23 protein-coding genes are annotated in these 23,942 nt (G+C 62.0%); 8 read left to right on the top strand and 15 right to left on the bottom strand.

The annotated features are described in order from the left end of the window. Nucleotides 1-12 precede the first annotated feature (12 nt). Together K3555_RS06560 and K3555_RS06555 are read left to right on the top strand one after the other, a co-directional pair. On the top strand, nucleotides 13-861 hold the full coding sequence (locus tag K3555_RS06560; RefSeq protein ID WP_260007841.1) for a patatin-like phospholipase family protein: 849 nt from the start codon (nucleotides 13-15) through the stop codon (nucleotides 859-861). A 155-nt stretch (nucleotides 862-1,016) separates the two neighbouring features. Next, a complete protein-coding gene (locus K3555_RS06555; protein ID WP_260007839.1) occupies nucleotides 1,017-1,625 on the top strand; it encodes a class I SAM-dependent methyltransferase in 609 nt (202 codons plus the stop codon). 90 nt (nucleotides 1,626-1,715) lie between these two features. Here the strand turns inward: K3555_RS06555 and K3555_RS06550 are convergent, their stop codons facing one another. From K3555_RS06550 to K3555_RS06530, 5 genes are all read right to left on the bottom strand, one after another. Continuing rightward, nucleotides 1,716-1,955 carry a YdcH family protein gene (locus tag K3555_RS06550; protein WP_259991255.1) on the bottom strand — a complete coding sequence of 80 codons (240 nt, stop codon included), beginning with the start codon at nucleotides 1,953-1,955 and terminating at the stop codon, nucleotides 1,716-1,718. A gap of 208 nt (nucleotides 1,956-2,163) precedes the next feature. After that, nucleotides 2,164-3,819, bottom strand: coding sequence for a choline dehydrogenase (betA, locus tag K3555_RS06545; protein WP_259991253.1), 1,656 nt, complete (start codon nucleotides 3,817-3,819; stop codon nucleotides 2,164-2,166). A gap of 210 nt (nucleotides 3,820-4,029) precedes the next feature. After that, nucleotides 4,030-5,487 carry a betaine-aldehyde dehydrogenase gene (betB, locus tag K3555_RS06540; RefSeq protein ID WP_260007838.1) on the bottom strand — a complete coding sequence of 486 codons (1,458 nt, stop codon included), beginning with the start codon at nucleotides 5,485-5,487 and terminating at the stop codon, nucleotides 4,030-4,032. A 62-nt stretch (nucleotides 5,488-5,549) separates the two neighbouring features. Beyond that, nucleotides 5,550-7,058, bottom strand: a complete 1,509-nt coding sequence (betC, locus tag K3555_RS06535) for a choline-sulfatase (RefSeq protein ID WP_260007837.1) — start codon at nucleotides 7,056-7,058, stop codon at nucleotides 5,550-5,552. A gap of 126 nt (nucleotides 7,059-7,184) precedes the next feature. Continuing rightward, nucleotides 7,185-8,393 carry a BCCT family transporter gene (locus K3555_RS06530; protein ID WP_259991247.1) on the bottom strand — a complete coding sequence of 403 codons (1,209 nt, stop codon included), beginning with the start codon at nucleotides 8,391-8,393 and terminating at the stop codon, nucleotides 7,185-7,187. Nucleotides 8,394-8,552: 159 nt separating this feature from the next. Between K3555_RS06530 and betI the strand changes: the two genes are divergently transcribed. After that, complete coding sequence (gene betI, locus K3555_RS06525) at nucleotides 8,553-9,128, top strand: choline-responsive transcriptional repressor BetI (RefSeq protein WP_259991245.1); 576 nt, start codon at nucleotides 8,553-8,555, stop codon at nucleotides 9,126-9,128. A gap of 3 nt (nucleotides 9,129-9,131) precedes the next feature. On the opposite strand, the gene K3555_RS06520 is transcribed toward betI, so the two are convergent. From K3555_RS06520 to K3555_RS06505, 4 genes are all read right to left on the bottom strand, one after another. Then, the gene (locus K3555_RS06520; protein WP_260007836.1) at nucleotides 9,132-10,160 is read right to left on the bottom strand and encodes a DUF1036 domain-containing protein; all 1,029 of its coding nucleotides are present in this window, start codon (nucleotides 10,158-10,160) and stop codon (nucleotides 9,132-9,134) included. Between the two features lie 66 nt (nucleotides 10,161-10,226). Beyond that, nucleotides 10,227-11,147: a DMT family transporter gene (locus K3555_RS06515; protein ID WP_260007834.1), complete on the bottom strand. Its 921-nt coding sequence runs from the start codon at nucleotides 11,145-11,147 to the stop codon at nucleotides 10,227-10,229. A 50-nt stretch (nucleotides 11,148-11,197) separates the two neighbouring features. After that, the gene (locus K3555_RS06510; protein ID WP_260007833.1) at nucleotides 11,198-12,142 is read right to left on the bottom strand and encodes a pirin family protein; all 945 of its coding nucleotides are present in this window, start codon (nucleotides 12,140-12,142) and stop codon (nucleotides 11,198-11,200) included. Nucleotides 12,143-12,226: 84 nt separating this feature from the next. Further along, nucleotides 12,227-12,829 carry a LysE/ArgO family amino acid transporter gene (locus tag K3555_RS06505; protein WP_260007832.1) on the bottom strand — a complete coding sequence of 201 codons (603 nt, stop codon included), beginning with the start codon at nucleotides 12,827-12,829 and terminating at the stop codon, nucleotides 12,227-12,229. 89 nt (nucleotides 12,830-12,918) lie between these two features. Here K3555_RS06505 and K3555_RS06500 point away from each other — a divergent pair, with 89 nt between their 5' ends. The 4 genes from K3555_RS06500 to K3555_RS06485 all read left to right on the top strand — a co-directional run bounded on the left by K3555_RS06500 (nucleotide 12,919) and on the right by K3555_RS06485 (nucleotide 15,685). After that, nucleotides 12,919-13,803, top strand: coding sequence for a LysR family transcriptional regulator ArgP (locus K3555_RS06500; RefSeq protein ID WP_260007830.1), 885 nt, complete (start codon nucleotides 12,919-12,921; stop codon nucleotides 13,801-13,803). Nucleotides 13,804-13,819: 16 nt separating this feature from the next. Then, the gene (locus K3555_RS06495; protein ID WP_259991234.1) at nucleotides 13,820-14,512 is read left to right on the top strand and encodes a nitroreductase family protein; all 693 of its coding nucleotides are present in this window, start codon (nucleotides 13,820-13,822) and stop codon (nucleotides 14,510-14,512) included. Between the two features lie 88 nt (nucleotides 14,513-14,600). Next, a complete protein-coding gene (locus tag K3555_RS06490; protein WP_260007829.1) occupies nucleotides 14,601-15,437 on the top strand; it encodes a hypothetical protein in 837 nt (278 codons plus the stop codon). Between the two features lie 86 nt (nucleotides 15,438-15,523). Continuing rightward, nucleotides 15,524-15,685 (top strand): DUF1036 domain-containing protein, encoded by a 162-nt coding sequence (locus K3555_RS06485; protein WP_260007828.1) that lies wholly within the window; start codon nucleotides 15,524-15,526, stop codon nucleotides 15,683-15,685. Between the two features lie 334 nt (nucleotides 15,686-16,019). Here K3555_RS06485 and K3555_RS06480 read toward each other — a convergent pair whose 3' ends face one another. Continuing rightward, complete coding sequence (locus tag K3555_RS06480; RefSeq protein WP_259991228.1) at nucleotides 16,020-16,760, bottom strand: YebC/PmpR family DNA-binding transcriptional regulator; 741 nt, start codon at nucleotides 16,758-16,760, stop codon at nucleotides 16,020-16,022. Between the two features lie 122 nt (nucleotides 16,761-16,882). Between K3555_RS06480 and K3555_RS06475 the strand changes: the two genes are divergently transcribed. Next, nucleotides 16,883-18,658, top strand: coding sequence for an SLC13 family permease (locus K3555_RS06475; protein WP_260007827.1), 1,776 nt, complete (start codon nucleotides 16,883-16,885; stop codon nucleotides 18,656-18,658). Nucleotides 18,659-18,700: 42 nt separating this feature from the next. Here the strand turns inward: K3555_RS06475 and K3555_RS06470 are convergent, their stop codons facing one another. The 5 genes from K3555_RS06470 to mgtE form a co-directional block, all read right to left on the bottom strand. After that, entirely contained in the window at nucleotides 18,701-18,889 is a 189-nt protein-coding gene (locus K3555_RS06470; RefSeq protein WP_260007826.1) for a hypothetical protein, read from the bottom strand. 55 nt (nucleotides 18,890-18,944) lie between these two features. Continuing rightward, nucleotides 18,945-20,723 (bottom strand): SLC13 family permease, encoded by a 1,779-nt coding sequence (locus tag K3555_RS06465; RefSeq protein ID WP_259991224.1) that lies wholly within the window; start codon nucleotides 20,721-20,723, stop codon nucleotides 18,945-18,947. Nucleotides 20,724-20,936: 213 nt separating this feature from the next. Further along, nucleotides 20,937-21,749, bottom strand: coding sequence for a TIGR00282 family metallophosphoesterase (locus K3555_RS06460; protein WP_129370392.1), 813 nt, complete (start codon nucleotides 21,747-21,749; stop codon nucleotides 20,937-20,939). 113 nt (nucleotides 21,750-21,862) lie between these two features. Continuing rightward, complete coding sequence (locus tag K3555_RS06455) at nucleotides 21,863-22,426, bottom strand: 5-formyltetrahydrofolate cyclo-ligase (RefSeq protein ID WP_259991222.1); 564 nt, start codon at nucleotides 22,424-22,426, stop codon at nucleotides 21,863-21,865. A 9-nt stretch (nucleotides 22,427-22,435) separates the two neighbouring features. Then, nucleotides 22,436-23,824 carry a magnesium transporter gene (gene mgtE / locus K3555_RS06450; protein ID WP_259991220.1) on the bottom strand — a complete coding sequence of 463 codons (1,389 nt, stop codon included), beginning with the start codon at nucleotides 23,822-23,824 and terminating at the stop codon, nucleotides 22,436-22,438. Nucleotides 23,825-23,942: the final 118 nt, after the last annotated feature.

The raw sequence follows: 23,942 nt of genomic DNA, 5'->3' as shown, positions 1-23,942 counted from the left end.
AGGGTAGGATTCATGGCAGCTTTTGAACAATTGGTCCTGTCCGGCGGCGGCTGCCGCTGCTTCTGGCAAGGCGGTTTTCTGCACGTGGTTCAGGATGAACTGCCGCTGCGCCCCGCCCGCGTGACCGGGGTTTCTGGCGGCGCCCTGACGCTGGCCGGGTTTCTGGCGGGCCGCGGCGAGCGGGTGCTGGCGGAGATGAAAGATGCGTTCCGCGGCACTGATCACAATCTCAACTGGCACAAGCCTGGCGCGGACAAGCTGACGCCGCATCAGAAGGTCTATGAGAAGGTGGTCACCCGGTCGCTGGATGGCGATGCCATGGCGCGGGTGGCCGCCGGGCCGCAGGCGCAGATCCTGCTGGGCCACCCGCCCTCTGACCGCTGGGCGCGCCTGACTGGCAGCCTGGCGGCGCTGGCCTATGAGGCAGAGCTGCACATGGTCGGCTCGCCGCATTTCAACTGGGCAGAGTGGCTGGGTGTCGGCTCCAGCCTGATGGACGCCCGTGCCGCAGCGCAGGAGGGGAAGCTGGCCGATCTGGTGCGGTTCGCGGCCACCATCCCGCCGGTGTTCGACCCGCCCCGCTGGAACGGGCAGGCAGTGATCGACGGCGGCATGGCCGATCAGGCGCCGATGCCGGACCCCAACAAGGGGCGCACGCTGGTACTGCTGACGCGCCCGTACAAGCACCTGCCGGAGATCGCCGGACGGTTGTACGTCTGGCCAGAGGAAGAGGTGCCCGCGGATAAGATCGACTTCACTGATCCGGAGAAGATCCAGGCGACCTGGGACGCAGGCCTGGCGGCTGGGGAAACGTTCCTGCGGGAGAGAGCGGCAGGGGTGATCCCTGACGCCGGGGATTGAGACCCAGCACGTCTGAAAACAAGGCCTGCCCCCCGTATTGTCTGCCTTATTGACTGCCGCGCCCGGCCCAGCCAATGTCCGTTGCTTCTGCGGCACGCACAATTGCGTTTTCAGCGGACCGGCGCCGTAGCCAATACTGAGGCAATGCACGCAAAATGACAGACGACTGGAATGACTATGCGGACGGCTGGGACGGCAACAGCGATGTCAGGCTTTTTGCGGCCAAAGCGTTTTCCGCGCTCGACTCGCATGCCGGAATAAGCGGTGAGGCCTGGCAGTCGAAACGTGTTCTCGACTTTGGATGCGGAACCGGGCTGCTGACGGAACTGATTGCACCGCATGTTAGAGAGGTGATTGCCGTTGACACCTCGGACAGGATGATTGCGGTCCTGAAGGACAAGAATCTGCCCAACGTGACGCCCGTCCACGCGGACATCCTAGGCGGTGCAGCTGCGGGCGACAAAAACCGGCTTTCCGGTTTTGATTTGATCTGCGCATCTTCCGTCTGCGGCTTCCTGCCGGACTATGCAGCTGCAGTGAAGCTACTGTCAGGCCTGCTTGAGCGGGGCGGCCAGTTTGTGCAATGGGATTGGCAAGGCCAGGACAGCGGCGGCTTCGGGCTGACAGAACAGCAGATGCACGTTGCACTCGAGGCTGCGGGGCTTGGTTCCATTCGGGTGAAGCAGGTCTTTGCGCTGGACACCGGCGGGCAATCCATGCCGGTCTTGATGGGCTTGGGCACCCGCAACGCAGACCGGCCCTGAAACGGGTGTACGCCAGTCAGGGCCGAACAGGTTCAAAAAACAGAACGGGGCTTCAGTGATACCCCGTTCTGCCTTCAACACGTTTTTCCCTCACGCCTTCGACAATATCCCCCAGATCTCGTCCTTCAGCGCGGCGCGTTGTTTGCGCAGGCCGGTTTCGGCCTCAGCACTCACCGGTTCCACGTTGGTTTCGGCCCGGTGCACAGCGCGATTCACTTCGTGGTATTCGTCCGACAGCTTGGCGAAATGGGCATCTGCCTGTTTCAGCTGACTGATCTGCGCGGCCTTTTCGGGGAATTCTTCGGCCAGTTCATGGGGGGTATTGGACATCTGCCCGCTCCTTTTTTCTAGGGTCGGTTGCAGGTTATCCGCAGCGCTGCGCGCCCGCTTTGACGCGGATCAAAAGATGCGGCAAACACGCTGATTTTCGGTCTGATTTCAGGCCCGGTCCCAGGCCCGGTTCCAGGCCGGGATTTCAGAAAATAAGCCGCCCGCACAACGGGGAGGTGGCGGGCGGCTTGCTGGCAGCGCAACAGGATCAGCGTTGCGCCTGGCGCCAGTCCGGGTTGAACCACGGTTCAGCGTTCGAGGACGGCAGGCGGCGGCCCAGGATGTGGTCCGAGGCCTTCTCGCCGGTCATGATCGAGGGGCCGTTGAGGTTGCCGTTAGTGATGCGCGGGAAGATTGAGCTGTCGGCAACCCGCAGACCCTCGACGCCAATCACCCGGCATTCCGGATCGACTACCGACATCGGGTCATCAACTGCGCCCATCTTGCAGGTGCCGCAGGGATGATAGGCGCTTTCCACGTGCTCGCGGATGAAACCGTTCAGTTCCTCGTCCGATTGCAGCGCATCGCCGGGCTGGATCTCATGCTTGAGGAAGGGTTTCATTGCCTCCTGGCCGAAGATCTCGCGGGTCAGACGGATGCATTTACGGAAATCCTCCCAGTCCTGTTCGGTCGACATGTAGTTGAACAGGATGTTTGGCGCGTCTTTCGGATCGGCAGAGTTCAGCGTGACCTCGCCGCGCGAGCCGGAGCGCATGGGGCCGACATGGGCCTGGAAACCATGGCCCTCAGCCGCGGCCTGACCGTCATAGCGGACTGCAATCGGCAGGAAGTGATACATGATATCCGGGTAGTCCACCCCCTTGCCGGAGCGGACAAAGGCGGCGCTTTCGAACTGGTTCGAGGCGCCAAGGCCGGTCTTGGTGAACAGCCACTGCGCCCCCACCAGCGCCTTGCCGAACAGGTTCCAGTACTTGAACAGGGTGATCGGCTGTTTGCAGGCGAACTGGAAGTAGAATTCCAGGTGGTCCTGCAGGTTCTGGCCCACGCCGGGACGGTCGGCGACCACGTCGATACCGTGTTCCGCCAAATGTTTGGCCGGGCCGATACCGGACAGCATCAGCATCTTGGGGGAATTCAGCGAGGAGGCGGCCAGGATCACTTCGGTATTGGCCCGGATCACTTCGACCTTGCCGCCGCGTTCAACCTCGACCCCGACAGCGCGGCCGTCCTCGATCACCACCTTGCGGGCGAAGGCACGGATCAGATTGCAGTTGTCACGCTTGAGCGCGGGCTTCAGATAGGCGTTGGCGGCGGACCAGCGGCGGCCCTTGTAGACCGTCATCTCCATCGGGCCGAAGCCTTCTTGCTGCTCGCCGTTGTAGTCGGAGGTGACCGGGTAGCCCGCCTGCGCGCCTGCGTTGACAAAGGCGTCGTGCAGCGGGTTGTCGCGGGGGCCGCGGGTCACATGCAGCGGGCCGTCGGTGCCGCGCCAGTCCGGATCGCCGCCATGACCGCGGTCGTTCCAGGTTTCCATACGTTTGAAGTACGGCAGCACGTCGGCGTAGGACCAGCCCGCCGCACCCGTCTCGGCCCAGTGGTTGTAGTCGCCGGCGTGGCCGCGCACATAGACCATACCGTTGATCGAGGAGGAGCCGCCGATCACTTTGCCGCGCGGGCAGACCAGTTCGCGGCCGCCCAGATGCGGCTCGGGCTGGGATTTGTAGCCCCAATCGTAAAGCGGCATGTTCATCGGGTAGCTGAGCGCGCCCGGCATCTGGATGAACGGCCCGGCATCGGTGCCGCCGTGTTCGATCACCAGAACCTTTTTGCCGGCCTCAGACAGCCGGTAGGCTATTGCACAACCGGCAGACCCGGCCCCGACAATCACATAATCCGCGTTCATTTCTTCTCTCCATTGCGGATCCGGGTTGGGTCAAGGATGCCTTTGGCACCGCGCCTTGGCGCGGCTTGTCCTTGAGGCATCCCGAATCTGCCTCATCATTGTTCTGGTCTGCTGAGGACGCAAAGCGCCCTCAGCGACCTCTCAGCAACCCCTTCCCTCTTGCCCTTTTGGGCAACGGGGCGGGTGGGTGGGCGTTGCCCAAAAGGGCAATCAGAATGCCGCTTCGACGTCGCCCATGCGGACGTAGACGGATTTCACCTGGCTGAAGTGCTTGATCGCCTCTTTCGAGTTCTCGCGGCCCACACCAGACGCCTTCACACCGCCGAACGGCGCCTCGACCGGCGCGTCGTTGTAGGAGTTGATAAAGCAGCTGCCGGCCTCAAGATTGCCGATCACCCGGTGGGCGCGGGTGAAATCCTTGGTGAACACACCTGCCGACAGGCCGAATTCGGTGTCATTGGCGCGGGCCACGACCTCTTCTTCGGAGTCGAAATCGAGGACAGACATCACCGGGCCGAAGATTTCTTCGCGCGCGATGGTCATGTCGTCGGTCACATCGGCAAAGACGGTCGGCTCGATAAAGTAGCCGTCCTTGTCGGCGCGGTTGCCGCCGCAGATCAGGCGGGCGCCCTCGGCCTTGCCCTTCTCGATGTAGCCCAAGACGATGTTCATCTGGTTTTCAGTCACCATCGGGCCAAAGCTGGTGGCCTCATCCATCGGGTCGCCAATAATGGCATTGCCGGTGCGTTCGGCGAGACGGGCGAGGAATTTTTCCTTGATGCCTTTCTGCACAAACACGCGGGTGCCGTTCGAGCAGACCTGGCCGGAGGAGTAGAAGTTGCCGTTGATGGCGCCGCCGACGGCGTTGTCCACATCTGCGTCGTCAAAGATGATCAAGGGCGACTTGCCGCCCAGTTCCATGGTGACGTGTTTCATGCCTGCGGCGGCGGCGGCATAGACCTTCTTGCCGGTCGGCACCGATCCGGTCAGCGAAACCTTGTCAACGCGCGGGTCGGTGACCAGCGCGCCGCCGACCTCGCCCATGCCCTGGACGACGTTGAAGACGCCCGCCGGCGCGCCGGCCTCAATCAGGATTTCGGCCACTTTCAGGGCGCAGAGCGGGGTGGTTTCCGACGGTTTGAACACCATCGAGTTGCCGCAGGCCAAGGCAGGCGCGCCTTTCCAGCAGGCGATCTGCGTGGGGTAGTTCCACGCACCGATGCCGACGCACATGCCAAGCGGTTCGCGTTTGGTATAGACCCAATCCTCACCCAGCGGGATATGCTCGCCGGTCAGCGAGGCTGCGAGACCGCCGAAGTACTCAAGCGCGTCGGCGCCGGAGGTGGCGTCGGCCACAAGGGTTTCCTGCAGCGGCTTGCCGGTGTCATAGGTTTCCAGCACGCTGAGGTCGTGGTTACGCGCGCGCATGATGTCGGCAGCACGGCGCAGCACGCGGCCACGCTCGGTGCCAGTCATTTTCGCCCATTCCTTTTGGGCGGCTTTGGCGGTGGACAGCGCCTGTTCGACAATTGCGGGCGTTGCGGCGTGGACGGTGGCGATCTGCTCACCTGTGGCGGCGTAGATCACCGGGATCGGGGTGCCGGCGGTATCTTCGACGTATTCGCCGTTGATGAAGTGGCTGGCTTTGGGCTGGGCGGGGTGGGTCATGAGTTTATGCCTCCGGCGGGGATATTTGGGGCCAGAAGAACTGGCGGGGTGCTGATTTCGAGTTATTCGCCGCGGGGAAAACGTTTGTTTTCCTCGAGGGTGTTGAGATCCATGTGGTTGCGCATGTAACGCTCGGAGGCCTTTTGCAGGGGCTGGTAATCCCAGGGATAGTAGCCGCCCTGGCGCAGGGCCTCGTAGACAACCCAGCGGCGGGCCTGGCTGGCGCGCACCTCGGCGTCGAAAACCTCCAGGTCCCAGCGGGCGTCTGATTTGGCGCGCAAGGTTTCCAGTGTTCCGGCATGGGCAGGGTCGGCTGCCAGATTGGCCAGCTCGTGCGGGTCGGCTTGCAGATCGAACAGCTGATCGGGGTCCAGCGCGCAGCGGTTGTATTTCCACTTGCCATAGCGGAGCGACACCAGCGGCGCATATGAGGCTTCGGCAGCATATTCGATGGCAACCGGCTCGGTCCGTTCCGTGCCGGTGGCCAGCGGAACCAGGTTCTGGCCGTCGGTCCAGGGCTCGATTTCAGCCATATCGACACCGGCCAGCGCGCCCAGCGTCGGGGTCACATCCAGGGTGGAAACCGGGGTTTCAATGAGGCCCACGGGCAGGTCCGGTGCCGAGATCATCAGCGGCACGCGGGAGGAGCCGTCATAGAAGCTCATCTTGAACCACAGGCCCCGCTCGCCCAGCATGTCGCCATGGTCGGAGACAAACAGGATGATCGCCTCTTGCCGTGTGGTTTCCAAGACGTTCAGGATCTCGCCGATCTTGTCATCCAGATAGGAGATATTGGCGAAATAGGCGCGGCGGGAGCGTTTGATGTTCTCCTCAGAGATGTCGAAGCTGCGCCAGTCGTTGGCGTCAAAAATCCGCTGGGCGTGCGGGTCGTGGTCGTCGTAATCCATTGCCGGGACCTGCGGCAGCAGATGCTGGCAGTCCTCATACAGATCCCAGTATTTCTTGCGCGCCACATAGGGGTCATGCGGGTGGGTAAAGCTGACGGTCAGCGCCCAGGGGCGGTCGTCCAGCCCGCGCGACAGCTCATAGAGCTTGGCGGTAGCGTTGTAGGCAACCTCGTCGTCGTATTCCATCTGGTTGGAGGTTTCCGCCACCCCTGCCCCGGTGACGCTCCCCATGTTGTGGTACCACCAGTCGATGCGCTCGCCCGGTTTGCGGTAGTCCGGGGTCCAGCCGAAATCAGCCGGGTAGATGTCGGTGGTCAGGCGGTCCTCGAACCCGTGCATCTGGTCGGGGCCGACAAAATGCATCTTGCCTGAAAGGCAGGTGTAGTAGCCCGCGCGGCGCAGGTGGTGGGCGTAGGTCGGGATGTCGCTGCGGAACTCAGCCGCGTTGTCATAGACGCCAGTGCGAGACGGCAGCTGGCCGGACATGAAGGAGGCGCGGCCCGGCGCGCACAAGGGCGACGCAGTATAGGCGTTGGCGAAACGGGTCGAGCGTTCCGCCAGTTTCTTCAGGTTCGGAGCATGCAGCCAGTCGGCGGGGCCGTCCGGGAAAAGCGTCCCATTCAACTGGTCAACCATCAGGATCAGAATATTCGGGGCACTCATCGCGGACCTCCCAGATAAGGCGATGTTTCTTCGAAAGGCGCCTGGCAGGCCCAAAGGCGCTGCCAGGCAGTTTGGTGGCTGGTCCCGTCATTCGGGGAAACTTGGGGGCCAGCCGGGAGACCGCCCTTAATGGGCTGTCTTGATCTTGTCGAAGTCGAGCGTGTTTTCCTCGGGCGAAGCAGTGATGCTCATCACTTCGCTGCGTTTGAACAGCACGATATAGGCCAGGCAGGCGACATAGATGCCGATCACCGCGGTGCCGATCCACTGGATCTGCAGCCACTGGCTTTGGAAGGCCAGGGTCAGGGCGAAAAGCACAACCGCGTTGCCCAGCACATAAGGAATGGTGCCGAAACGCTTGGCCGTCAGGTTCAGGTTGTCGGTGTAAAGGCGGATCAGCGAGTCAAAGGAGTTGACCACAAAGATGATGCCCACCGCGACCATGGAGACGTTGATCAGCAGCGTCGTCTCGATGCTGTTGAGGTGGTAATAGTACAGCACCGAGAACCACACACCCAGCGGGATCGACGGGAAGATCAGCAGCGCTGCCAGAACCTGCCAGGTGCGCAGCCCGCCGACAAAGCGCGAGGTGAACTGGCCGATCATGATCGACCATGCAAACCACCAGAACAGGTAGAATTCGTGATAGTCGGTCAGCGGCAGCACGAATTTGTGGATGTTGGCAAAATAGCCGCCGATGTTGGAGGCGGTATCGCCGAAGGCGCTCAGCCCCATACCGGAATAAGCCCACATGCCGAGGATCAGCGACAGGAACAACACGGTGGAGCCGACCGACAGGATGCGCACGTATTTGATGTCGGTCGAGGAGAAGGCGGCAAACAGGATCACCAGGAAGGTAATGACATAGAAGGCCGGGATCACGCTCTCGCCGTCGCCCATGAAGGTGGCATAATACGGCAAGTAGATTAGGAACAGCGCGCCGGTAAAGGCGCAGGTGCCGATGATCACGATGTTGTTGAGCCATTTCACCAGCGGGATCTCAAAGAACTTCACCCGCGGCTCAACCACGCAGAAGTAGAAGGTGGTCAGGAAGTAGAAGCCCCAGATCAGGAAGCCCCAGAAGCCGAATTCCAGCGCCAGCGGGTTGGTGAACCCATAGGCGGGCTCTGCCGCGGTGTCGGCATAAAGCGGAAAGTCCCAGGCCAGCGGGAACATGATCAGGCCGACGTCCAGGCCCGAGGTGAAGAGGATTGCGATGAAGGTGAACAAGTGGACCGGAGTCACGCCGACGTTGCGGACGTTCCACCACTTGATCACGCAGAACACCACCAGCGCAAAGGCCAGCAGAATCCCGAATGAAATGATTGAAGTCATATGTCCCTCCCATTTCCAGGCGGTTCCCGCCCTAAGACATGGGTCGGGTACATAACACAGCAGGCTGATCGGCCAAATAGTTTTTTGAATGGTCATTCAAGATTTGAATTCCTTCGAACAACAGTTGAAACGCCGGCCCAATTGCCGCACAACTTATTCATGAGCAGGAAACGCATCCGGGATATCCGCAACGAAGAGCTGATCGAAGCCACCATCGTTGCGGTGCATGAGCGCGGTTACGGTGTTGTAACCATGGCGGAAATCGCCAAGGAGGCCGGTGCTTCGGCGGCCTCGATAAACTATTATTTCGGCTCCAAGGAAGGGCTGATGGAAGCCACTATGCTGCATCTTCTGGGCAAGCTGCGGCGGGCCATGGCGGATGGCTATGCCACAGCGCGCACCCCGCGCGAACGGCTGTATGCGGTGATGGACGCGAACTTTGCCGACGATCTGTTCACCGTTCCCCAGTGCAGTATCTGGATGCAGTTCTGGGCAAATGCCCCCTATTCGCCGCGGCTGAGCCGTCTGCACCGAATCAACCGTGCCCGGGTGCGCAGCCATGTCCTGGCCGAGCTGCGGGCGCTGCTGCCAGGCGGACAGTTGGAAACCGCGCGCCAGGCGCTGCAATGCTATATGGACGGGGTCTGGCTGCAGGCCGCGCAGTCGGAAGATCCGCTGAATCCCAATGCCGCGCGAGCTGCGGCGCATCTGGTTGTGGATCTTGTCATCCCATAAGGCCTAGCCGCCAGGCAGCCGTTCGTAGTCCAGCCGGGTTCCGCGCGGCAAATAAATAAGGGTCATTCCGTCGCGGGTCAGAGAATTGATCTGATAACACAGTCTGGTGCCGCTCTGGCTGTCCCAGGCCATCAGGAAGTCAGCCGTAAACCCTATGCCGCGGCAGCTGTGCTGGATCGTGACAAACTCCGGGGTCATTTGCCTGCCACCGTAACGGACTTGGCGCACGGCACCGGAAATGGCAAACCGGTCTTTTGGGTTTTGCACGGACTGCCACTCTCCCTGCATGTTCTGCAGCATCTTGTCGAACCGGTTCGGCACACGCGGCGTGACGCTGTGCAGCTCCAGCTCTGCAAAAGAGCCGAAACGGGTGACTATCTCACCGTCAATTGCCAGCGGGGTGCCGCGCACCAGCCCCAGCAGGAATGTGAAGACCGGATCGGAGATCCGGACCTTGCCCACAGCACCGAACTCCATGCCGCCGCCAACAAAACTGCAGGTGACGGCGCCCGGGCTTTTCTGCTGCTTGCAGCCTTGAAAAACCACCTCCGCCGCGTAATGCAATTGGTCTTCTGTCGCGTCATGCCCGTCTTCAGCGGCGGCAACCGCAGCCTGCCGGCGTTCGGACTGTGATCGGGAACTGAGCAGAACCTGCGGTCCTGTTGGTGCCGTAAGGGTTTTGGCAAACCCCTGCATTGCATAGCCTTGTGCGGTGCAACCGCTGTCATGCTCAATCCGGAACCGGCCCTGGGCGGTGCAAAACCGGACGCTGTCATCGCGAAAACGGTATCCGGGGCTTTTGGTGCGGAAGTAGAGAAACCGGCCCTGATAGCCGGCCGGCACCGGTTCGGCGCAATCTCCCGGCATGAGCGGCTGCCAGCCCTGCACCACCCAGCGGCCGTCAATCCGCAAGCTGATGGCCAAATGATGCAAGGCCTCCGTATCGTTGCAGATACTGGGCCCGGCCTGGGCGGCCGGCAGATCAAAAAGGGCCGCCAGCAGCAACGCCGTGGGCCAAAGCCAGTTTGCCATGCGCGGTCTCCGCCTGCATCGGTAAGAGCGGAAGATTACTTCGGGTTTGTAACATCCATAAGACGATCAAACACCAGTCGCATTACCGGAAGGTGTAAGAGCCTTCTTTTTAACCCTGGCTTCACGCCATGAGATAAAGCTGACCGCAGCCAGGATCAGCCCGCCGCCGGACATTACCCAGATGTCAGCCGGTTCACCAAACGCCAGCGCGCCCAGCAGGGTAGCCCAGACCAGCTGCAGGAACGTGACCGGCTGGGTCACCGCCACGGGTGCTGCGGCAAAGGCCAGCGTCATGGTGTAGTGGCCTGCGGTGGCAAAGCAGGCGACACCGAACAGAATTGCAAGCTCAGCCAGCGTGGGCGTCACCCAGACCGCCAGAGCAAAGGGGGCCAGGCCCAGAGTGACAAAGATCGACAGCATGCCGACCACAACCGCTGGGCTGTTGCTGCCAACAGTAAACTTGGCGATCAGGTAGGAGGCGCCGAAGGACACTGCGGTGAACAGCATGGCGATATGGCCGGGCGAGACCTCGCGGAAGCCCGGCCGCAGGATGATCATCGCGCCGATCAAAGCGACAGCAATCGCCGATATCCGGCGCACCGCCAGCTTCTCCCCCAGAAACAGCGCAGCCCCCAAGGTGACATAGACCGGGGACAGGTAGTTCATTGCCGTAACCTCGGCCAGGGGGATCTGGGTCATGGCATAGAACCACAGGATCACGCCGGCAGAATGCACCACGCCGCGGCCTGCAAACAATGCCCAAAGCCGCGGGGTCAGATGCGCCCGGCGCAAGGCCCCGGCCATCGGGATCAAAAACACCAGCCCCAGCAAGTACCGCAAAAAGGCGCTTTCGGCGGGCGGGATGCGGGTGCCGAGGTGCTTGACCAGCGCTGTGACCGCCACAAAACAAAGACCGGTGACAACCATCCAGAACACGCCCCTGAGAGGGTTTTGCGCGGTTTGGGCGGATTTGACGGTTTGGGACATGGCCGGACAGAACACCCGTTCGGGCGGCGGCGCAAGGCTTCACATGTGAATTATTTCCGCTTCTCCGGCAGCGGGGTGAATTCCTCATCATCGCCTGGCGGCAGCTGGAAGCGGCCTTGCTGCCAGTCGCCCGCGGCCCAGGCGGCCTTGGCGTCTTCGATCCGGTCGCGGGAGGAGGCGACGAAGTTCCACCAGATATAGCGCGGCCCGTTCAGTGTCGCACCGCCCAGCGCCATCAGCCGGGCGCCTTGCGGGCCTGCGGTCACGGTGATCTCATCCCCTGGGCGGAACACCATCATGCGGCCGGCCTCAAATGTTTCGCCGGCGATTTCCACCGACCCTTGCGTGACGTAAAGCCCGCGGTCCTCGTGATCCGAGGGCAGCGGGAGCTTGGCGCCGGCTTGCAGTACCGCATCGGCATAAAAGGTTTCAGAATAAAGCGTTGCAGGGGCTTTTTCACCCCAGGCAGTACCGAGGATCAGCCGCACGGCCTTGCCCTCGCCCTCCAGCAGCGGCAGTGCGTCCTTGCCGTGGTGTTCAAAGGCGGCGGGCGTGTCCTCGTGGCTGTCGGGCAGAGCGATCCAGGTCTGGATGCCGAACAGGCTGCTTGGACCTGCGCGGGTCGTGGCCGAGGTGCGTTCGGAATGGGTGACGCCCTGGCCTGCCACCATCCAGTTCACCTCGCCCGGATAGATCATCTGGTGAGTGCCTAAGGAATCGCGATGTTCGAATTCGCCCTGATAGAGGTAGGTCACGGTGCCAAGGCCGATATGCGGATGCGGGCGCACGTCGATGCCCTGCCCGGTCAGGAATTCAGCCGGCCCGGCCTGATCGAAGAAGATGAACGGGCCGACCATCTGGCGGCGTGGTGCGGGCAAGGCGCGGCGGACCTCAAAGCCGCCAAGGTCGCGGGCGCGCGGGATGATCACCGTTTCAATTGCATCAAGGCTGCCCGCTTCGGGGCATTGCGGTTCCAGTGCCGGGTTCCAGCTCATCCTTCCCTCCTGTTGGCGGCTTCAGGAGGAAGGTAGCGCATTTCAGCGCAGGCGTTAGGGCGGCCTGCGCACAGATGCTGTTCGTCACATCATCAGCAGCTTAAGCGCAATCGCCCACATGGTGAGGCCGACAATGGCATCCAGCACTTGCCAGGCGCACGGGCGGGCAAAGACCGGAGCCAGCAGGCTGGCGCCATAGCCGAGCGTGAAGAAGAAGGTGAAGCTGGCAATGGCAGCGCCGGACGCAAAGACCAGCGGCTCGGGGTATTGGGCCGAGATCGAACCAAGGAGAACAACTGTATCGAGGTAGACATGCGGGTTCAGCCAGGTCAGCGCCAGAACCGTGGCCAGCACCGGCGCCAGGGCGCCGCCTGCACCTTCGCCCGCCGTGTCCAGGGTTTCGCCGCCGCGCCAGGCGCTGCGCAGAGCGCGGGCACCGTACCAGATCAGAAAAGCCGCGCCGCCAAGCCGCATCGCCTGTTCAAACCACGGAACTGCCAGCGCAAGCGAGCCAAAGCCGAAAACACCCGCAGTGATCAGCACCGCATCGGATCCCGCACAGGTGAAGCAGATCCAGAACACATGCTGGCGCCGCAGCCCCTGGCGCAGAACAAAGGCGTTTTGGGCACCAATCGCCGCAATCAGGCTAAGGCCAAGGGCAAATCCGGCAAGCAGGCTGGGGGGCATTGTGGTCTCCATCGTTGTGCTGGGGTTTGACTAGAGACTGCCACGCCATTAATCCAGTTAAAGAGACTTAAGTCAGATTAGAGTTGCTAATGCAGATGGATCCCAGCCAGATGGCGGCGTTGAGCGCGGTGCTGCGTCTTGGCACATTTGAGGCCGCGGCGCATTCCTTGCGGGTGACGCCATCGGCGGTTTCGCAGCGGATCAAGGCGCTGGAAGACCGCATCGGCACCGCGCTGGTGCTGCGCGGCACGCCCTGCACCGGGACGGCGGCGGGTCTGAGGATTGCCAAACATGCCGAGGACATCGGCCTGCTGGAAGCGCAGCTGGCACGGGAACTGGCTCTGACAGCGGATCACGGCCCGGTGCGGCTGCGGATTGCGGTAAATGCCGACAGCCTGGCCAGCTGGTTCATTGACGCAATGGCAGAGGTGGACGGGGTGCTGTTCGATCTTTTGGTGGATGATCAGGACCACAGCGCGGAGTGGCTGAAGCGCGGCGAGGTCTCTGCTGCGGTGACGGCCAGCGCCAAGCCCGTGACCGGGTTTGACGCCCATCCGCTGGGCACGCTGGACTATGTGGCAACCACCAGCCCGGATTTTATGGCGCGCTGGTTTCCGGCAGGGGTGACGCCGGAGGCTGCCGCCCACGCGCCCTGCCTGATCTTCAATGCCAAGGACAATCTGCAGCGGCAGTGGCTGGAGCAGAATGTGGCGCCGCAGCTGGCACCGCCTGCCCATTACCTGCCCTCGACCCAGGCCTTCATTGATGCCGCCGCGGTGGGTCTGGGCTGGGGCATGAATCCGCTGGCAATGGTCGCCGGCGATATCCGCAGCGGGCGGCTGGTGCCGTTGATCCCTGAGACCACGCTGCCGGTGCCCTTGACCTGGCAGGTGGCGCGGGTGATGGCCCCTGCCCTTGCGGAGGTGACCCGCGCCGTGCAGAAATCTGCTAGGCAGTATTTGACCCAAAGCTAGACAGGAAAGCCCGCCGATGTTTTCAAAAGACACCCTCAGCTATGATCCTCTGCCCTTGCCGGACCGAGCCGAGTACTCCGACGCTGAAATGCAGGAGAAAGCAGCAGAGTTCCTGGCCCATATGAGGCGGCGGCACACGGTGCGGGACTTTACCGGCCAGCCGGTACCGCGGCAGGTGATCGAAACCTGTATCCGTGCAGCCGGCACGGCACCCTCGGGGGCCAACCACCAGCCCTGGTTCTTTGCTGCGATCTCCAATCCGGAGCTGAAGGCGCAGATCCGCGCCGAGGCTGAAGAAGAGGAAAAGAAGTTCTATGCCGGGGGTGCGGGCGATGAATGGATCACGGCGCTGGAGCCGATCGGCACCAATGCGGACAAGCCGCACCTGACCACTGCGCCCTGGCTGATTGTTGTCTTTGCCCAGCGCTGGGGCGCTTTTGAGGACGGCAGCCGCTACAAAAACTATTACGTGCCGGAAAGCGTGAACATTGCCACCGGCGTATTGCTGACAGCTTTGCATACGGCGGGCCTGTGCACTCTCACCCACACGCCGAACCCGATGAAGTTCCTGAATGGCGCCCTGGGCCGCCCGGCATCGGAAAAACCGACGATGATCATCGCCGTGGGCCATCCCGCAGAGAACGCCATGGTGCCCTCCGTTGCCAAGCTGAAAAAACCGCTGGAGGAGATTGCAGCATTTGTAGAATAGCCCTCGCGGCCGGCACCCGGAAAATTCGAATTTTCCGGCCAATTTTCTTGCAAGAAAATTGTGCCGCCTGCGGCGGGCGGTACAGTTGATGCCGGCGCCCGCCTCCCTGCGCCGCAGCCTGGGCCTGCAGGTGCTGCTGCCGCGCGCGGGGGTTGTGGTGATCTGGCTGGCGCTGAACCAATGGGTCAGCCTGCCAGTACCGCTGGTCTTTGCTTTGATGGCGGCGGACGGGCTGTTTCTGCTGTGGCAGGCCCGCATTTATCTGCACAGTGCCGATGCGCATGTACGCAGCACCGGTGCGATGGCGCCAGTCTGGGGCGGTTATCTGGTGCTGCTGTTTGCGGGTTTTGCAGCGGTCACCCTGTGGTGGGATGCCCAGTTGATTGCCAGGGCGGAGGAAGAACCCGTCTATGCCGAACAGCGGCGGCAGGCGCGCGAAGCGCTTTACAGGCTGACAGTTTCCAATGACGGCCGCGCGCTGATCTTTGCAGGTGAAATCACCTTTGGCCTGACACAGCGGGTTGAGCAGATGATCCTCCAGCACCCCGGGCTGCAGCGAATTACCCTGACCAGTCCCGGCGGTCTGATTGCCGAAGCCCGTGGCGCCGCCAGACTGATCCGCGAACAGGGGTTTTCCACCCGTGCAGAGGGATTGTGTGCTTCAGCCTGCACATTGATGTTCGCAGCCGGCCTTCGGCGCAGCCTCGGCGGAAACGGGCAGCTTGGCTTTCACAGCTATGCTTTGCAGTTCGAAAGCGGCCTGCCGCAGATAAACCTGGAAAAGGAGCAGGAAAAGGACCGCACCTTTCTGTTGCAGCAAGGGGTGAGCGCCGAGTTTGCAAACAGGGTCTTCGCCATCCCCCACCGGGAGATATGGATACCGGATGCCACGGCCCTGCGAATTGGCGGTGTCGTGACCGAATGACCGGCCAGCCGCCGTGCATCCGGGTTTTTCATGCCGCCTCCACCATCCCCCCTAACGTTTCAGAGATCACCCGGAGGGAGTTTTGCATGAAGCATATTCTACTTGCTGCGGGCCTGGGGCTGGCAGCATCGCCTGCCGTTGCCGGGCTGGAGATCTGCAACAATGGCGGGCAAAGCCTGAGCCTGGTCATCGGCTATTTTGGCGGCGGGGATTGGGTCTCGGAAGGCTGGTGGAACATGCCGGTCTAAGCGTGCAAAACGCCGGTCGGCGGCGATTTAAAGAAAAGCCAAAATTATTGCCAGGCAAATGTATCGGGCAAGGCTTTTGCCAGCGGCGGTTACACCGTTTGACATTCTCTGAGCCCTGTACCATTCGCGGCGGCAGGGAGGGGCGCTGCCCCCTCGGCCTTGCGGCCTTACCCCCGGGGTACTTTCGACCAGAAAGAAGCAGCAGCCCGGAGCCATTTGGGTGGCCTCATACGGGTGGCCCCATACAGGTAGCCCCAATACAGGTGGTCTGTGCGCCAAAGGAAAAGCCCGCCGGTGGCGCGGCGGGCTTTCAACGTTGCGCGGCTGCTGCAGCTTAGAGCTGCGCCATGACCTCGTCGGACGCTTCGAAGTTGGTAGTGACACGCTGCACGTCGTCGTCATCCTCCAGCGCATCAACCAGCTTCATCAGCTTTTGCATGCCTTCGAGATCCAGCTCGGTGGTGGTGCCCGGTTTCCAGACCAGCTTAGTGCTCTCGGACTCGCCCAGTTCAGCTTCCAATGCGTTCGACACGTCGTTGAGGTCGGTATCGGCGCAGTAGATAATATGGCCGTCCTCCGAGCTTTCGACATCTTCGGCGCCGGCTTCGATTGCTGCCATCATCACGGTGTCGGCATCGCCAACAGAGGCCGGATAGGTGACTTCGCCCTTGCGTTCGAACATGAAACCGACTGACCCGGTCTCGCCCAGGTTGCCGCCGTTCTTGGAAAAGGTGGAGCGCACGTTGGAGGCGGTGCGGTTCTTGTTGTCGGTCATTGCCTCGACGATGACAGCCACGCCACTGGGTCCATACCCTTCGTAACGGATTTCATCGTAGTTTTCAGCGTCTCCGCCCACGGCCTTTTTGATCGCGCGGTCGATCACGTCCTTGGGGACGGACTGGCTTTTGGCTTCCTTGACCGCCAGGCGCAGGCGCGGGTTCTTGTCGGGATCAGGGTCGCCCATTTTGGCGGCCACGGTGATCTCCTTGGCCAGCTTGGAAAACAGTTTCGACCGCGCCGCGTCCTGACGGCCTTTGCGGTGCTGAATGTTTGCCCATTTTGAATGGCCTGCCATGGTGCATCCTTGCTGCTGAATATCTGAATTGGCGCCCATATAGCCCGTGCCGGCACCGGGTTTCAAGCACCCTGCCCCGGCTTGGCCCTTGCTCCGCGGTGTTTCGCGGTTAAGCTGGCCCGATGACATATGATCAAGCTGTTTTATTTGCGTTATTTGCTGCCGTTTTTGCCCTGCTGTTATGGGGGCGTTACCGCTATGATCTGGTGGCCTTTGCGGCGCTGATGGCGGGGGTCGTGCTGGGGGTGGTGCCTGCTGGCGATGCCTTTGGCGGGTTTGGCCATCCGGCAACGCTGGTGGTGGCGCTGGTGCTGATCGTTTCTGCCGGGCTGGTGCGCTCAGGCGCGGTGTTTCTGATCACCCGCACATTGGTGGATTCCGCGCGCGGCCTTGGCGGCCATATTGCGCTGATGGGCGGCGTGGGCGCGGTTTTGTCGGCCTTTATGAACAACGTGGCGGCGCTGGCGCTGCTGATGCCAGTGGACATTCAAACCGCACGCAAAGCAGGCCGGGCGCCGGGGTTGAGCCTGATGCCCCTGTCCTTTGCCACTATTCTGGGCGGCATGGCGACCCTGATCGGCACGCCGCCCAACATCATCATTGCGGCGATCCGGGAGGAACGGCTGGGAGAGCCGTTCCGGATGTTCGATTTTGCCCCGGTGGGCGGCGTGGCGGCGCTGGCGGGGCTTACCTTTGTGGCGCTAATCGGCTGGCGGCTGATCCCCGCGCGGGAGAATGCAGCGGGAGCGTCCGAGGCGCAGCTGGCGCCCTATATTGCTGAGCTGACTGTAGGCGAAGGGTCAGAGCTGACCGGCAAGCGGCTGGGCGAATTGGACGAAGAGGCCGAAAAGGCGGATGTGGCGATCATTGGGTTGATCCGGGACGGCAAGCGCCGCTATGGCCGCGCCAGCGCTGCGATGCTGCAGGACGGGGATACGCTGGTGATCGAGGCCGAACCGGAGGCATTGGATGAGTTCCGCAGCGCCCTGAAACTGGATTTTGCCGACGCCGCACGGCAGGAAAAGCTGACCGCTGCAGGCGACGGGCTGGAGCTGGTTGAGGTCGTGGTGCCGGAAGCGGCCCGCGTGCGCGGGCGCAGCGCCCAGTCCATCGGACTGGCTTGGCGGCAAAGCGCGGTGCTGCTGGGGATTTCCCGTCAAGGCCGGCGGATCACCAAACATATCCGGCAGGCAGAGATCGAGGCAGGGGACATTCTGCTGCTGCTTTGCCCGCGCGGGCGCAGTGCCGATGTGACCGACTGGCTGGGCTGTCTGCCGCTGGCGCAGCGCGGGCTGGCGGTAACGGCAAATGACAAGACCTGGGCCGCCATCGGTCTGTTTGCCGCCGCCGTTCTGGCGGCCTCCGTCGGGCTGATCTACTTGCCGGTGGCATTGGGCCTGGTGGCAATCGGTTATGTTCTTTTCAAGATCCTGCCGGTGGCGGAGATCTATGATCATGTGGAATGGCCGGTTGTGGTGCTGCTGGGGTCGATGATCCCGTTGGGGGCGGCACTGGACAGTTCAGGCGGCACAGCTCTGATTGCCAATGCGCTGACAGGCCTGACCGAAGGCCTGCCCGCCTGGGCAGTGTTGACAGTGCTGATGGTGGTGACCATGACGCTGTCGGACGTGCTGAACAATACCGCCACAGCCATTGTCGCGGCACCTGTGGGCATTCAGATGGCCGAGTCCCTGGGGGTATCTCCGGATCCGTTCCTGATGGCGGTGGCAGTTGCCGCCTCGGCGGCGTTCCTGACGCCGATCGGACATAAGAACAACACGCTTGTGCTGGGTCCCGGAGGATACCGCTTTGGCGATTACTGGCGGATGGGATTGCCGCTTGAGGTTCTGGTCATTGCTGTCTCTATTCCGGCAATCCTGGTGTTTTGGCCATTGTAGCGGGGACCAAAACTTTTGAGAAAAAGTTTTGCCAAAATCCTTTCACAAGGATTTTGCGGCCTGCGCGGAGACTTTTAAAGACTGTGGGTGCCGGTCCGCCCAGGCCTGCGACATCAGCACAATGGCTGTTGATCCGCCCAGGACCGCGATCAGGAACAGTTTTTTGAAATCCACTTTGCCACCCCATGAAATACTCTCTGTTTCATATGGGCCCGGCTTTAACAGTTTCACGTAAACAAATGCTGGCGAAGCGGAAAACCGCCATCATCAAGGGCATCCGGTGATGTCAGAGCGGCCAGAAAAACGGAATGATCAAGGACGCAACCATGCCGACCGTCAGGTTCAGCGGGATGCCGACACGCAAAAAATCGGTGAACTTGTAACCGCCAGGACCGTAAACCAGCGTGTTGGTCTGGTAGCCGATCGGGGTGGCAAAAGAGGCCGAGGCGGCGACCATGACAGCCACCACCAAGGGGCGCGGATCCACCCCCATGGCCTGGGCCAGGCCAATGGCAATCGGGGTGACGACAACAGCCACAGCGTTGTTTGAGACCAGCTCGGTCAACACAGAGGTCAGCAAATAGACCGCCCAGACCAGCAGGAACGGCGGCAGCATCGACAGGCCGGGGGCAATGGCATTGACAATCAGGGCAACCGCCCCAGAGCTTTCCAGCGCGGCGCCGATGGCCAGCATCGAAAAAATCAACGCCAGGAGCCGCCCGTCCACAAAGGAGAACGCCTCGTCCGCGTCAATGCAGCGGGTCACGAACACCAGCGACACCATCAGCAGAGACAGCATCAGGATTGGTGCCACGCCAAAGGCGGCCAATAGAACGATCCCCAAAAGGGCAACAACAGCAATCGGCGCGTGGCTGCGGCGGTAGGCGCGCTGGGTCGGCTGCGAGACATCGGCCAGATCCATATCAGAGGCCAGACGCTGGATATCGGCGGGCGCCCCCTCCAGCAGCAGGGTGTCGCCGATCCGCACCACGAGGTCATCCAACTGCACGCCGATGTTCTGGTTCCGGCGGTGCACCGCCAGGGTATAGACGCCGTAGCGGCGGCGCAGGCGCATGGCGCCAAGGCTGCGGCCCACCATACGGCAACCCGGGGTGATCAGCACTTCGACGGTTTCAGTCTCGACGGCGGAAACCTGATCCACCCGCTTCAGTTCCTTGTTGGTTTGCAGGCTCAACAGCTCGGTCATTCGGGTGCGCAGCACTACCCGGTCGCCGACCTGCAGCTCCACACCCATGAGGTTGCGGCGCAGAGAGTCATCGCCGCGGATCACGTCGATCAGCCGCACGCCAGGGCGTTTGAACAGCTGCACACCGGTGACTTCGCGGCCGATCAGGTTGCTTTCGGGCGGGATCACCGCTTCGGTGAAGAACTTCATCTTGGATTTGTCGCTCAGCAGCATGGCCATGCTGTCACGGTCCGGCAGCAGCCGCGGTGCGACAAAGCGCAGGTAGATCATGCCATAGATGACCAGGATCACGCCCAGCGGCGTGACCTCAAAAATAGTGAAAGGCTGCAGGCCCTGCGCCCGCGCAACACCATCCACCAGCAGGTTGGTCGAGGTGCCGATCAGTGTCAGCGTGCCGCCCAGGATCGCCGCATAGCTGAGCGGGATCAGCATCTTGGAGGCGGAAACCTTCAGGGTGCGGGAGATCTGGATGAACACCGGGATCATCACCACCACCACCGGCGTGTTTGACACCACGGCTGAAGCCGCAACCACAAAGGCCATCAGCAAGGCAACCGCAAGCTTGGGACTCACCTCGGCCTGCTTTTTGGCGATTTGAGTGAAGGCATCCAGCGCACCGGTCCGCACCAAGGCGCCCATGATGATGAACATCGCCGCAATGGTCCAAGGCGCCGGGTTGGACAGCACCGGCAGCGCCTCATTGTAGGGCAAAACACCGGTGGCCAGCATTGCTGCAACGCCGGTCAGCGCCACAACTTCGGTGGGATAGGTTTCGCGCAGAAAAGCCACGAACATGGCCAGGACAATGGCTAGTGCCAGGACCGCGCTGCCGGAATCACCTAGTTGGAAAAACTGCATATACCGTGACGATGCCTTATTGTTTCAGGCGGGTTTAGCGCGCTGCTGCACGCTCCGCCATCGCGCAGTTTCCCTGAAACCCTTGGCCTGAGCAAGAATTTCCGCGCCCGCCCCGCTGCGGAGGCCTGGATTCGGGAATTTATGCGGAAAATCGCGGCCGCACCGGCAATTCATCCCGCCACAAGCTGCACCGCGTGGCGGAAAAGCACTCCGTTAGGGGGCCGCCTCCTGCAGCAGGCCGCCGTTGCGCACCATGCGAATCTGCTTGGCAGCCCCTGTGCGGTCGTCTGTCTCGACAAACACGCCGGACAAGGTGGCCGCGCCGTTTGCAGGGGTAAAGCGCGCCTTGGGCATTCCGGTCAGGAAGCGGCGCATCGGCTCGGCCTTGTCCATGCCGATGACCGAATTGTAATCGCCGCACATGCCGGCATCGGTCAGATAGCCGGTGCCCTCGGACAGGATCTGCGCGTCAGCCGTTGGAACATGGGTATGGGTCCCGACCACCAGCGAGGCACGCCCGTTGCAGAAATGGCCCATCGCCATCTTCTCGGAGGTGGCTTCGCAATGTACATCCACAATGATGGCCTGTGCCAGCCCGCCCCGGGGGTGCGATTTCAGCACCGCCTCAACCGCGCCGAAGGGATCATCGAAAGCGCGCTTCATGAACACCTGGCCCAGCACCTGCACCACCAGCACCTTACGTCCGCCCGGAGCCTGGAACAGCCGGAAGCCGCGGCCCGGCGCACCTTTGGCAAAGTTCAGCGGCCGGATAATGCGCTGTTCCTTCTCAATGAACTGCAGCATGTCCTTTTGATCAAAGGCATGATCGCCCAGAGTCAGGCAATCAACGCCGGCCTCCAGCAGCAGCTTGGCGTGCTCGCCGCTCAGCCCCATGCCGTTGGAGGCGTTTTCGCCGTTCACCACAACAAAATCGAGCCGCCAGTCCTGGCGCAGCCGCCGCAGATTTTCGGTAATGGCACTGCGCCCCGCGCGGCCCATCACATCGCCTAGAAACAGAATTCGCATGCGGGCGTGGTACGCGCATGCGGACGGCAGAACAAGGCCTGCAGCAAGCGCGCAAAACTTTTCTGAAAAGTTTTGCCAAGATTTTTCGAAAAATCTTAGGCGCGCGGCCAGCGTCAGCGGCTGAATTGCAGGATCCGGCTTTCGGTAATCAGCATGTCCAGCGGTTGATCTGTGGGTTCCAGCGGCAGGTCTTCGGCCTCTTGCGCGTCAAAGGCAAAGCCGATCGCCAGCGTCGCCCGCTTGCCGCGCAGCAATTCCAGCGTGCGGTCATAAAAGCCGCCGCCATACCCCAGACGCCCCCCCTTTGCATCAAAGGCAACCAGCGGCACCACCAGGATCTCTGGTTCAAAGAAGTCATCGGTTTCAGGAACCATGGCGCCAAAAGGGCCGTCGCGCAGCGGGCCTTCGGGCTGCCAGCGGCTGAATCTCAGCGGCTGGCCCGCCCCCATGATAACCGGCACGCCGACAGGCCCGTGCGCTGCCGCTTCGGCCATTGCGGGCACCGGGTCGATCTCGGTGCGGATCGGCAGAAAACCCGACAGCGGCACACCGCGGTAACCGGCCAGCACCTCGGACAGATGGCCTGCGGCACCGGGGATGTTGCGGGCGTGCGCGTCCTTGCGGCGGGCAAAGGCCGCCTTGCGGGCGGCGGCTTTGATTTCAGTCAGATCCGTCATCGCGGTCTCCTACAGCAAAACGGTGGCGGCAAGCCCGAGGAAGGCAAAGAACCCGACCACATCTGTCACAGTGGTCACAAATGCGCCTGAGGCCAGCGCCGGGTCAATTCCGGCTTTCTCCAATAGAACCGGGATCACCGTGCCCGCCAGCCCCGCCACGACCAGATTGATCACCATAGCGACGGCAATCACGACCCCCAGCATCGGCGAGCCGAACCAAGCGAGGCCCACCAGACCCATCACAATGGCAAAGATCACCCCGTTGACCAACCCCACCAGCACTTCCCGCCGGATCACCCGCCAGACGTTGGAGCCGGTCAGGTCGCGGGTGGCAATCGCGCGCACCGCAACCGTCAGCGACTGGGTGCCGGCATTGCCGCCCATCGAGGCAACAATCGGCATCAGCACCGCAAGGGCAACGAACTGCGTAATGGTTGCTTCAAACTGCGCAATCACCAGCGAGGCCAGTATCGCGGTGACCAGGTTCACGGCCAGCCAGGGGAACCGGCGTTTGGTTGTTTCGATCACCCGGTCCGCCAGCGAGCTTTCCTCGCCCACACCCGCCAGACGCAGGATATCTTCCTCGTGCTCCTCGTCCTGCACAATCATCGCGTCGTCGATGGTGATCACACCGACCAGACGCCCCTCAGCGTCGGTCACGGGCGCCGAGATCAGGTGGTACTGGTTGAAGGCATAGGCCACGTCTTCCTCGTCCTGATCGGCGGGGATCACCTGAAAGGTGTCCTCGACCAATTCGGTCAGCGGCACTTCGCGTTTGGTGGCCATGATCCGGCCAAGGGTGACATTACCAATCGGATGCAGACGCGGATCAACCAGGACCACGTGATAGAACTGCTCTGGCAGATCATCCGAGTTGCGCATAAAATCAATGGCCTGCCCGACATTCCAATGCTCCGGCGCCATCACAACTTCGCGCTGCATCAAGCGGCCGGCCGAGTTTTCCGGATAGCTTAGAGATTGCTCAACCGCGACCCGGTCGGCATCTTCCAGCGCTTCAAGAATGGCTTCCTGCTGCGGCACCTCAAGGTCTTCGAGAAGGTCGACGACATCGTCGCTTTCCATCTCCCGGACCGCGTCGGCCAGAACCAGCGGATTCAGCGTCTCAATGACTTCTTCGCGGATCGACTCGTCCAGTTCGGACAGGATCTCGCCGTCGAACTCACGGTCGTAAAGCCGGATCAGCCGTGCCCGGTCGCTGGCATCGATCTGTTCCAGAAGGTCGGCGATGTCGGCTGCGTGCAGGTCTTCCAGCAGATCCGTCAGCGCCTGCTGATCGCCCTGCTCCACCGCCCCCAGAATCCGGGCAACCAATTTGCGGTCCAGGTCATAGGAGTCGTCCTGAGACAGATCGCCGGTGATGTTGTCGCCGCTGCTCATGTGATGCCCCCGGGTATTTTATGAGTGTCTGCCTGCAAAATAGAAGAAGCGGCTACCGGAAAACAATGACATCGGCATAATTTACCGGAGCTGATGCGGCGGGTATCCTGCCAAGAGC

Origin of the sequence: Leisingera sp. M527 (assembly GCF_025141525.1) — a bacterium.
Classification (GTDB): Bacteria; Pseudomonadota; Alphaproteobacteria; order Rhodobacterales; family Rhodobacteraceae; genus Leisingera.
Note: the sequence above shows the minus strand (reverse complement) of the source record. Positions and strands in the feature narration are given on the sequence as shown.

What these genes read in the sequence shown, in the direction of transcription:
- K3555_RS06560 (WP_260007841.1), top strand. Translation starts at nt 13, where the DNA reads ATGGCAGCTTTTGAACAATTGGTCCTGTCCGGCGGCGGCTGCCGCTGC.
- K3555_RS06555 (WP_260007839.1), top strand. Translation starts at nt 1,017, where the DNA reads ATGACAGACGACTGGAATGACTATGCGGACGGCTGGGACGGCAACAGC.
- K3555_RS06550 (WP_259991255.1), bottom strand. Translation starts at nt 1,955, where the DNA reads ATGTCCAATACCCCCCATGAACTGGCCGAAGAATTCCCCGAAAAGGCC.
- betA (WP_259991253.1), bottom strand. Translation starts at nt 3,819, where the DNA reads ATGAACGCGGATTATGTGATTGTCGGGGCCGGGTCTGCCGGTTGTGCA.
- betB (WP_260007838.1), bottom strand. Translation starts at nt 5,487, where the DNA reads ATGACCCACCCCGCCCAGCCCAAAGCCAGCCACTTCATCAACGGCGAA.
- betC (WP_260007837.1), bottom strand. Translation starts at nt 7,058, where the DNA reads ATGAGTGCCCCGAATATTCTGATCCTGATGGTTGACCAGTTGAATGGG.
- K3555_RS06530 (WP_259991247.1), bottom strand. Translation starts at nt 8,393, where the DNA reads ATGACTTCAATCATTTCATTCGGGATTCTGCTGGCCTTTGCGCTGGTG.
- betI (WP_259991245.1), top strand. Translation starts at nt 8,553, where the DNA reads ATGAGCAGGAAACGCATCCGGGATATCCGCAACGAAGAGCTGATCGAA.
- K3555_RS06520 (WP_260007836.1), bottom strand. Translation starts at nt 10,160, where the DNA reads ATGGCAAACTGGCTTTGGCCCACGGCGTTGCTGCTGGCGGCCCTTTTT.
- K3555_RS06515 (WP_260007834.1), bottom strand. Translation starts at nt 11,147, where the DNA reads ATGTCCCAAACCGTCAAATCCGCCCAAACCGCGCAAAACCCTCTCAGG.
- K3555_RS06510 (WP_260007833.1), bottom strand. Translation starts at nt 12,142, where the DNA reads ATGAGCTGGAACCCGGCACTGGAACCGCAATGCCCCGAAGCGGGCAGC.
- K3555_RS06505 (WP_260007832.1), bottom strand. Translation starts at nt 12,829, where the DNA reads ATGCCCCCCAGCCTGCTTGCCGGATTTGCCCTTGGCCTTAGCCTGATT.
- K3555_RS06500 (WP_260007830.1), top strand. Translation starts at nt 12,919, where the DNA reads ATGCAGATGGATCCCAGCCAGATGGCGGCGTTGAGCGCGGTGCTGCGT.
- K3555_RS06495 (WP_259991234.1), top strand. Translation starts at nt 13,820, where the DNA reads ATGTTTTCAAAAGACACCCTCAGCTATGATCCTCTGCCCTTGCCGGAC.
- K3555_RS06490 (WP_260007829.1), top strand. Translation starts at nt 14,601, where the DNA reads ATGCCGGCGCCCGCCTCCCTGCGCCGCAGCCTGGGCCTGCAGGTGCTG.
- K3555_RS06485 (WP_260007828.1), top strand. Translation starts at nt 15,524, where the DNA reads ATGAAGCATATTCTACTTGCTGCGGGCCTGGGGCTGGCAGCATCGCCT.
- K3555_RS06480 (WP_259991228.1), bottom strand. Translation starts at nt 16,760, where the DNA reads ATGGCAGGCCATTCAAAATGGGCAAACATTCAGCACCGCAAAGGCCGT.
- K3555_RS06475 (WP_260007827.1), top strand. Translation starts at nt 16,883, where the DNA reads ATGACATATGATCAAGCTGTTTTATTTGCGTTATTTGCTGCCGTTTTT.
- K3555_RS06465 (WP_259991224.1), bottom strand. Translation starts at nt 20,723, where the DNA reads ATGCAGTTTTTCCAACTAGGTGATTCCGGCAGCGCGGTCCTGGCACTA.
- K3555_RS06460 (WP_129370392.1), bottom strand. Translation starts at nt 21,749, where the DNA reads ATGCGAATTCTGTTTCTAGGCGATGTGATGGGCCGCGCGGGGCGCAGT.
- K3555_RS06455 (WP_259991222.1), bottom strand. Translation starts at nt 22,426, where the DNA reads ATGACGGATCTGACTGAAATCAAAGCCGCCGCCCGCAAGGCGGCCTTT.
- mgtE (WP_259991220.1), bottom strand. Translation starts at nt 23,824, where the DNA reads ATGAGCAGCGGCGACAACATCACCGGCGATCTGTCTCAGGACGACTCC.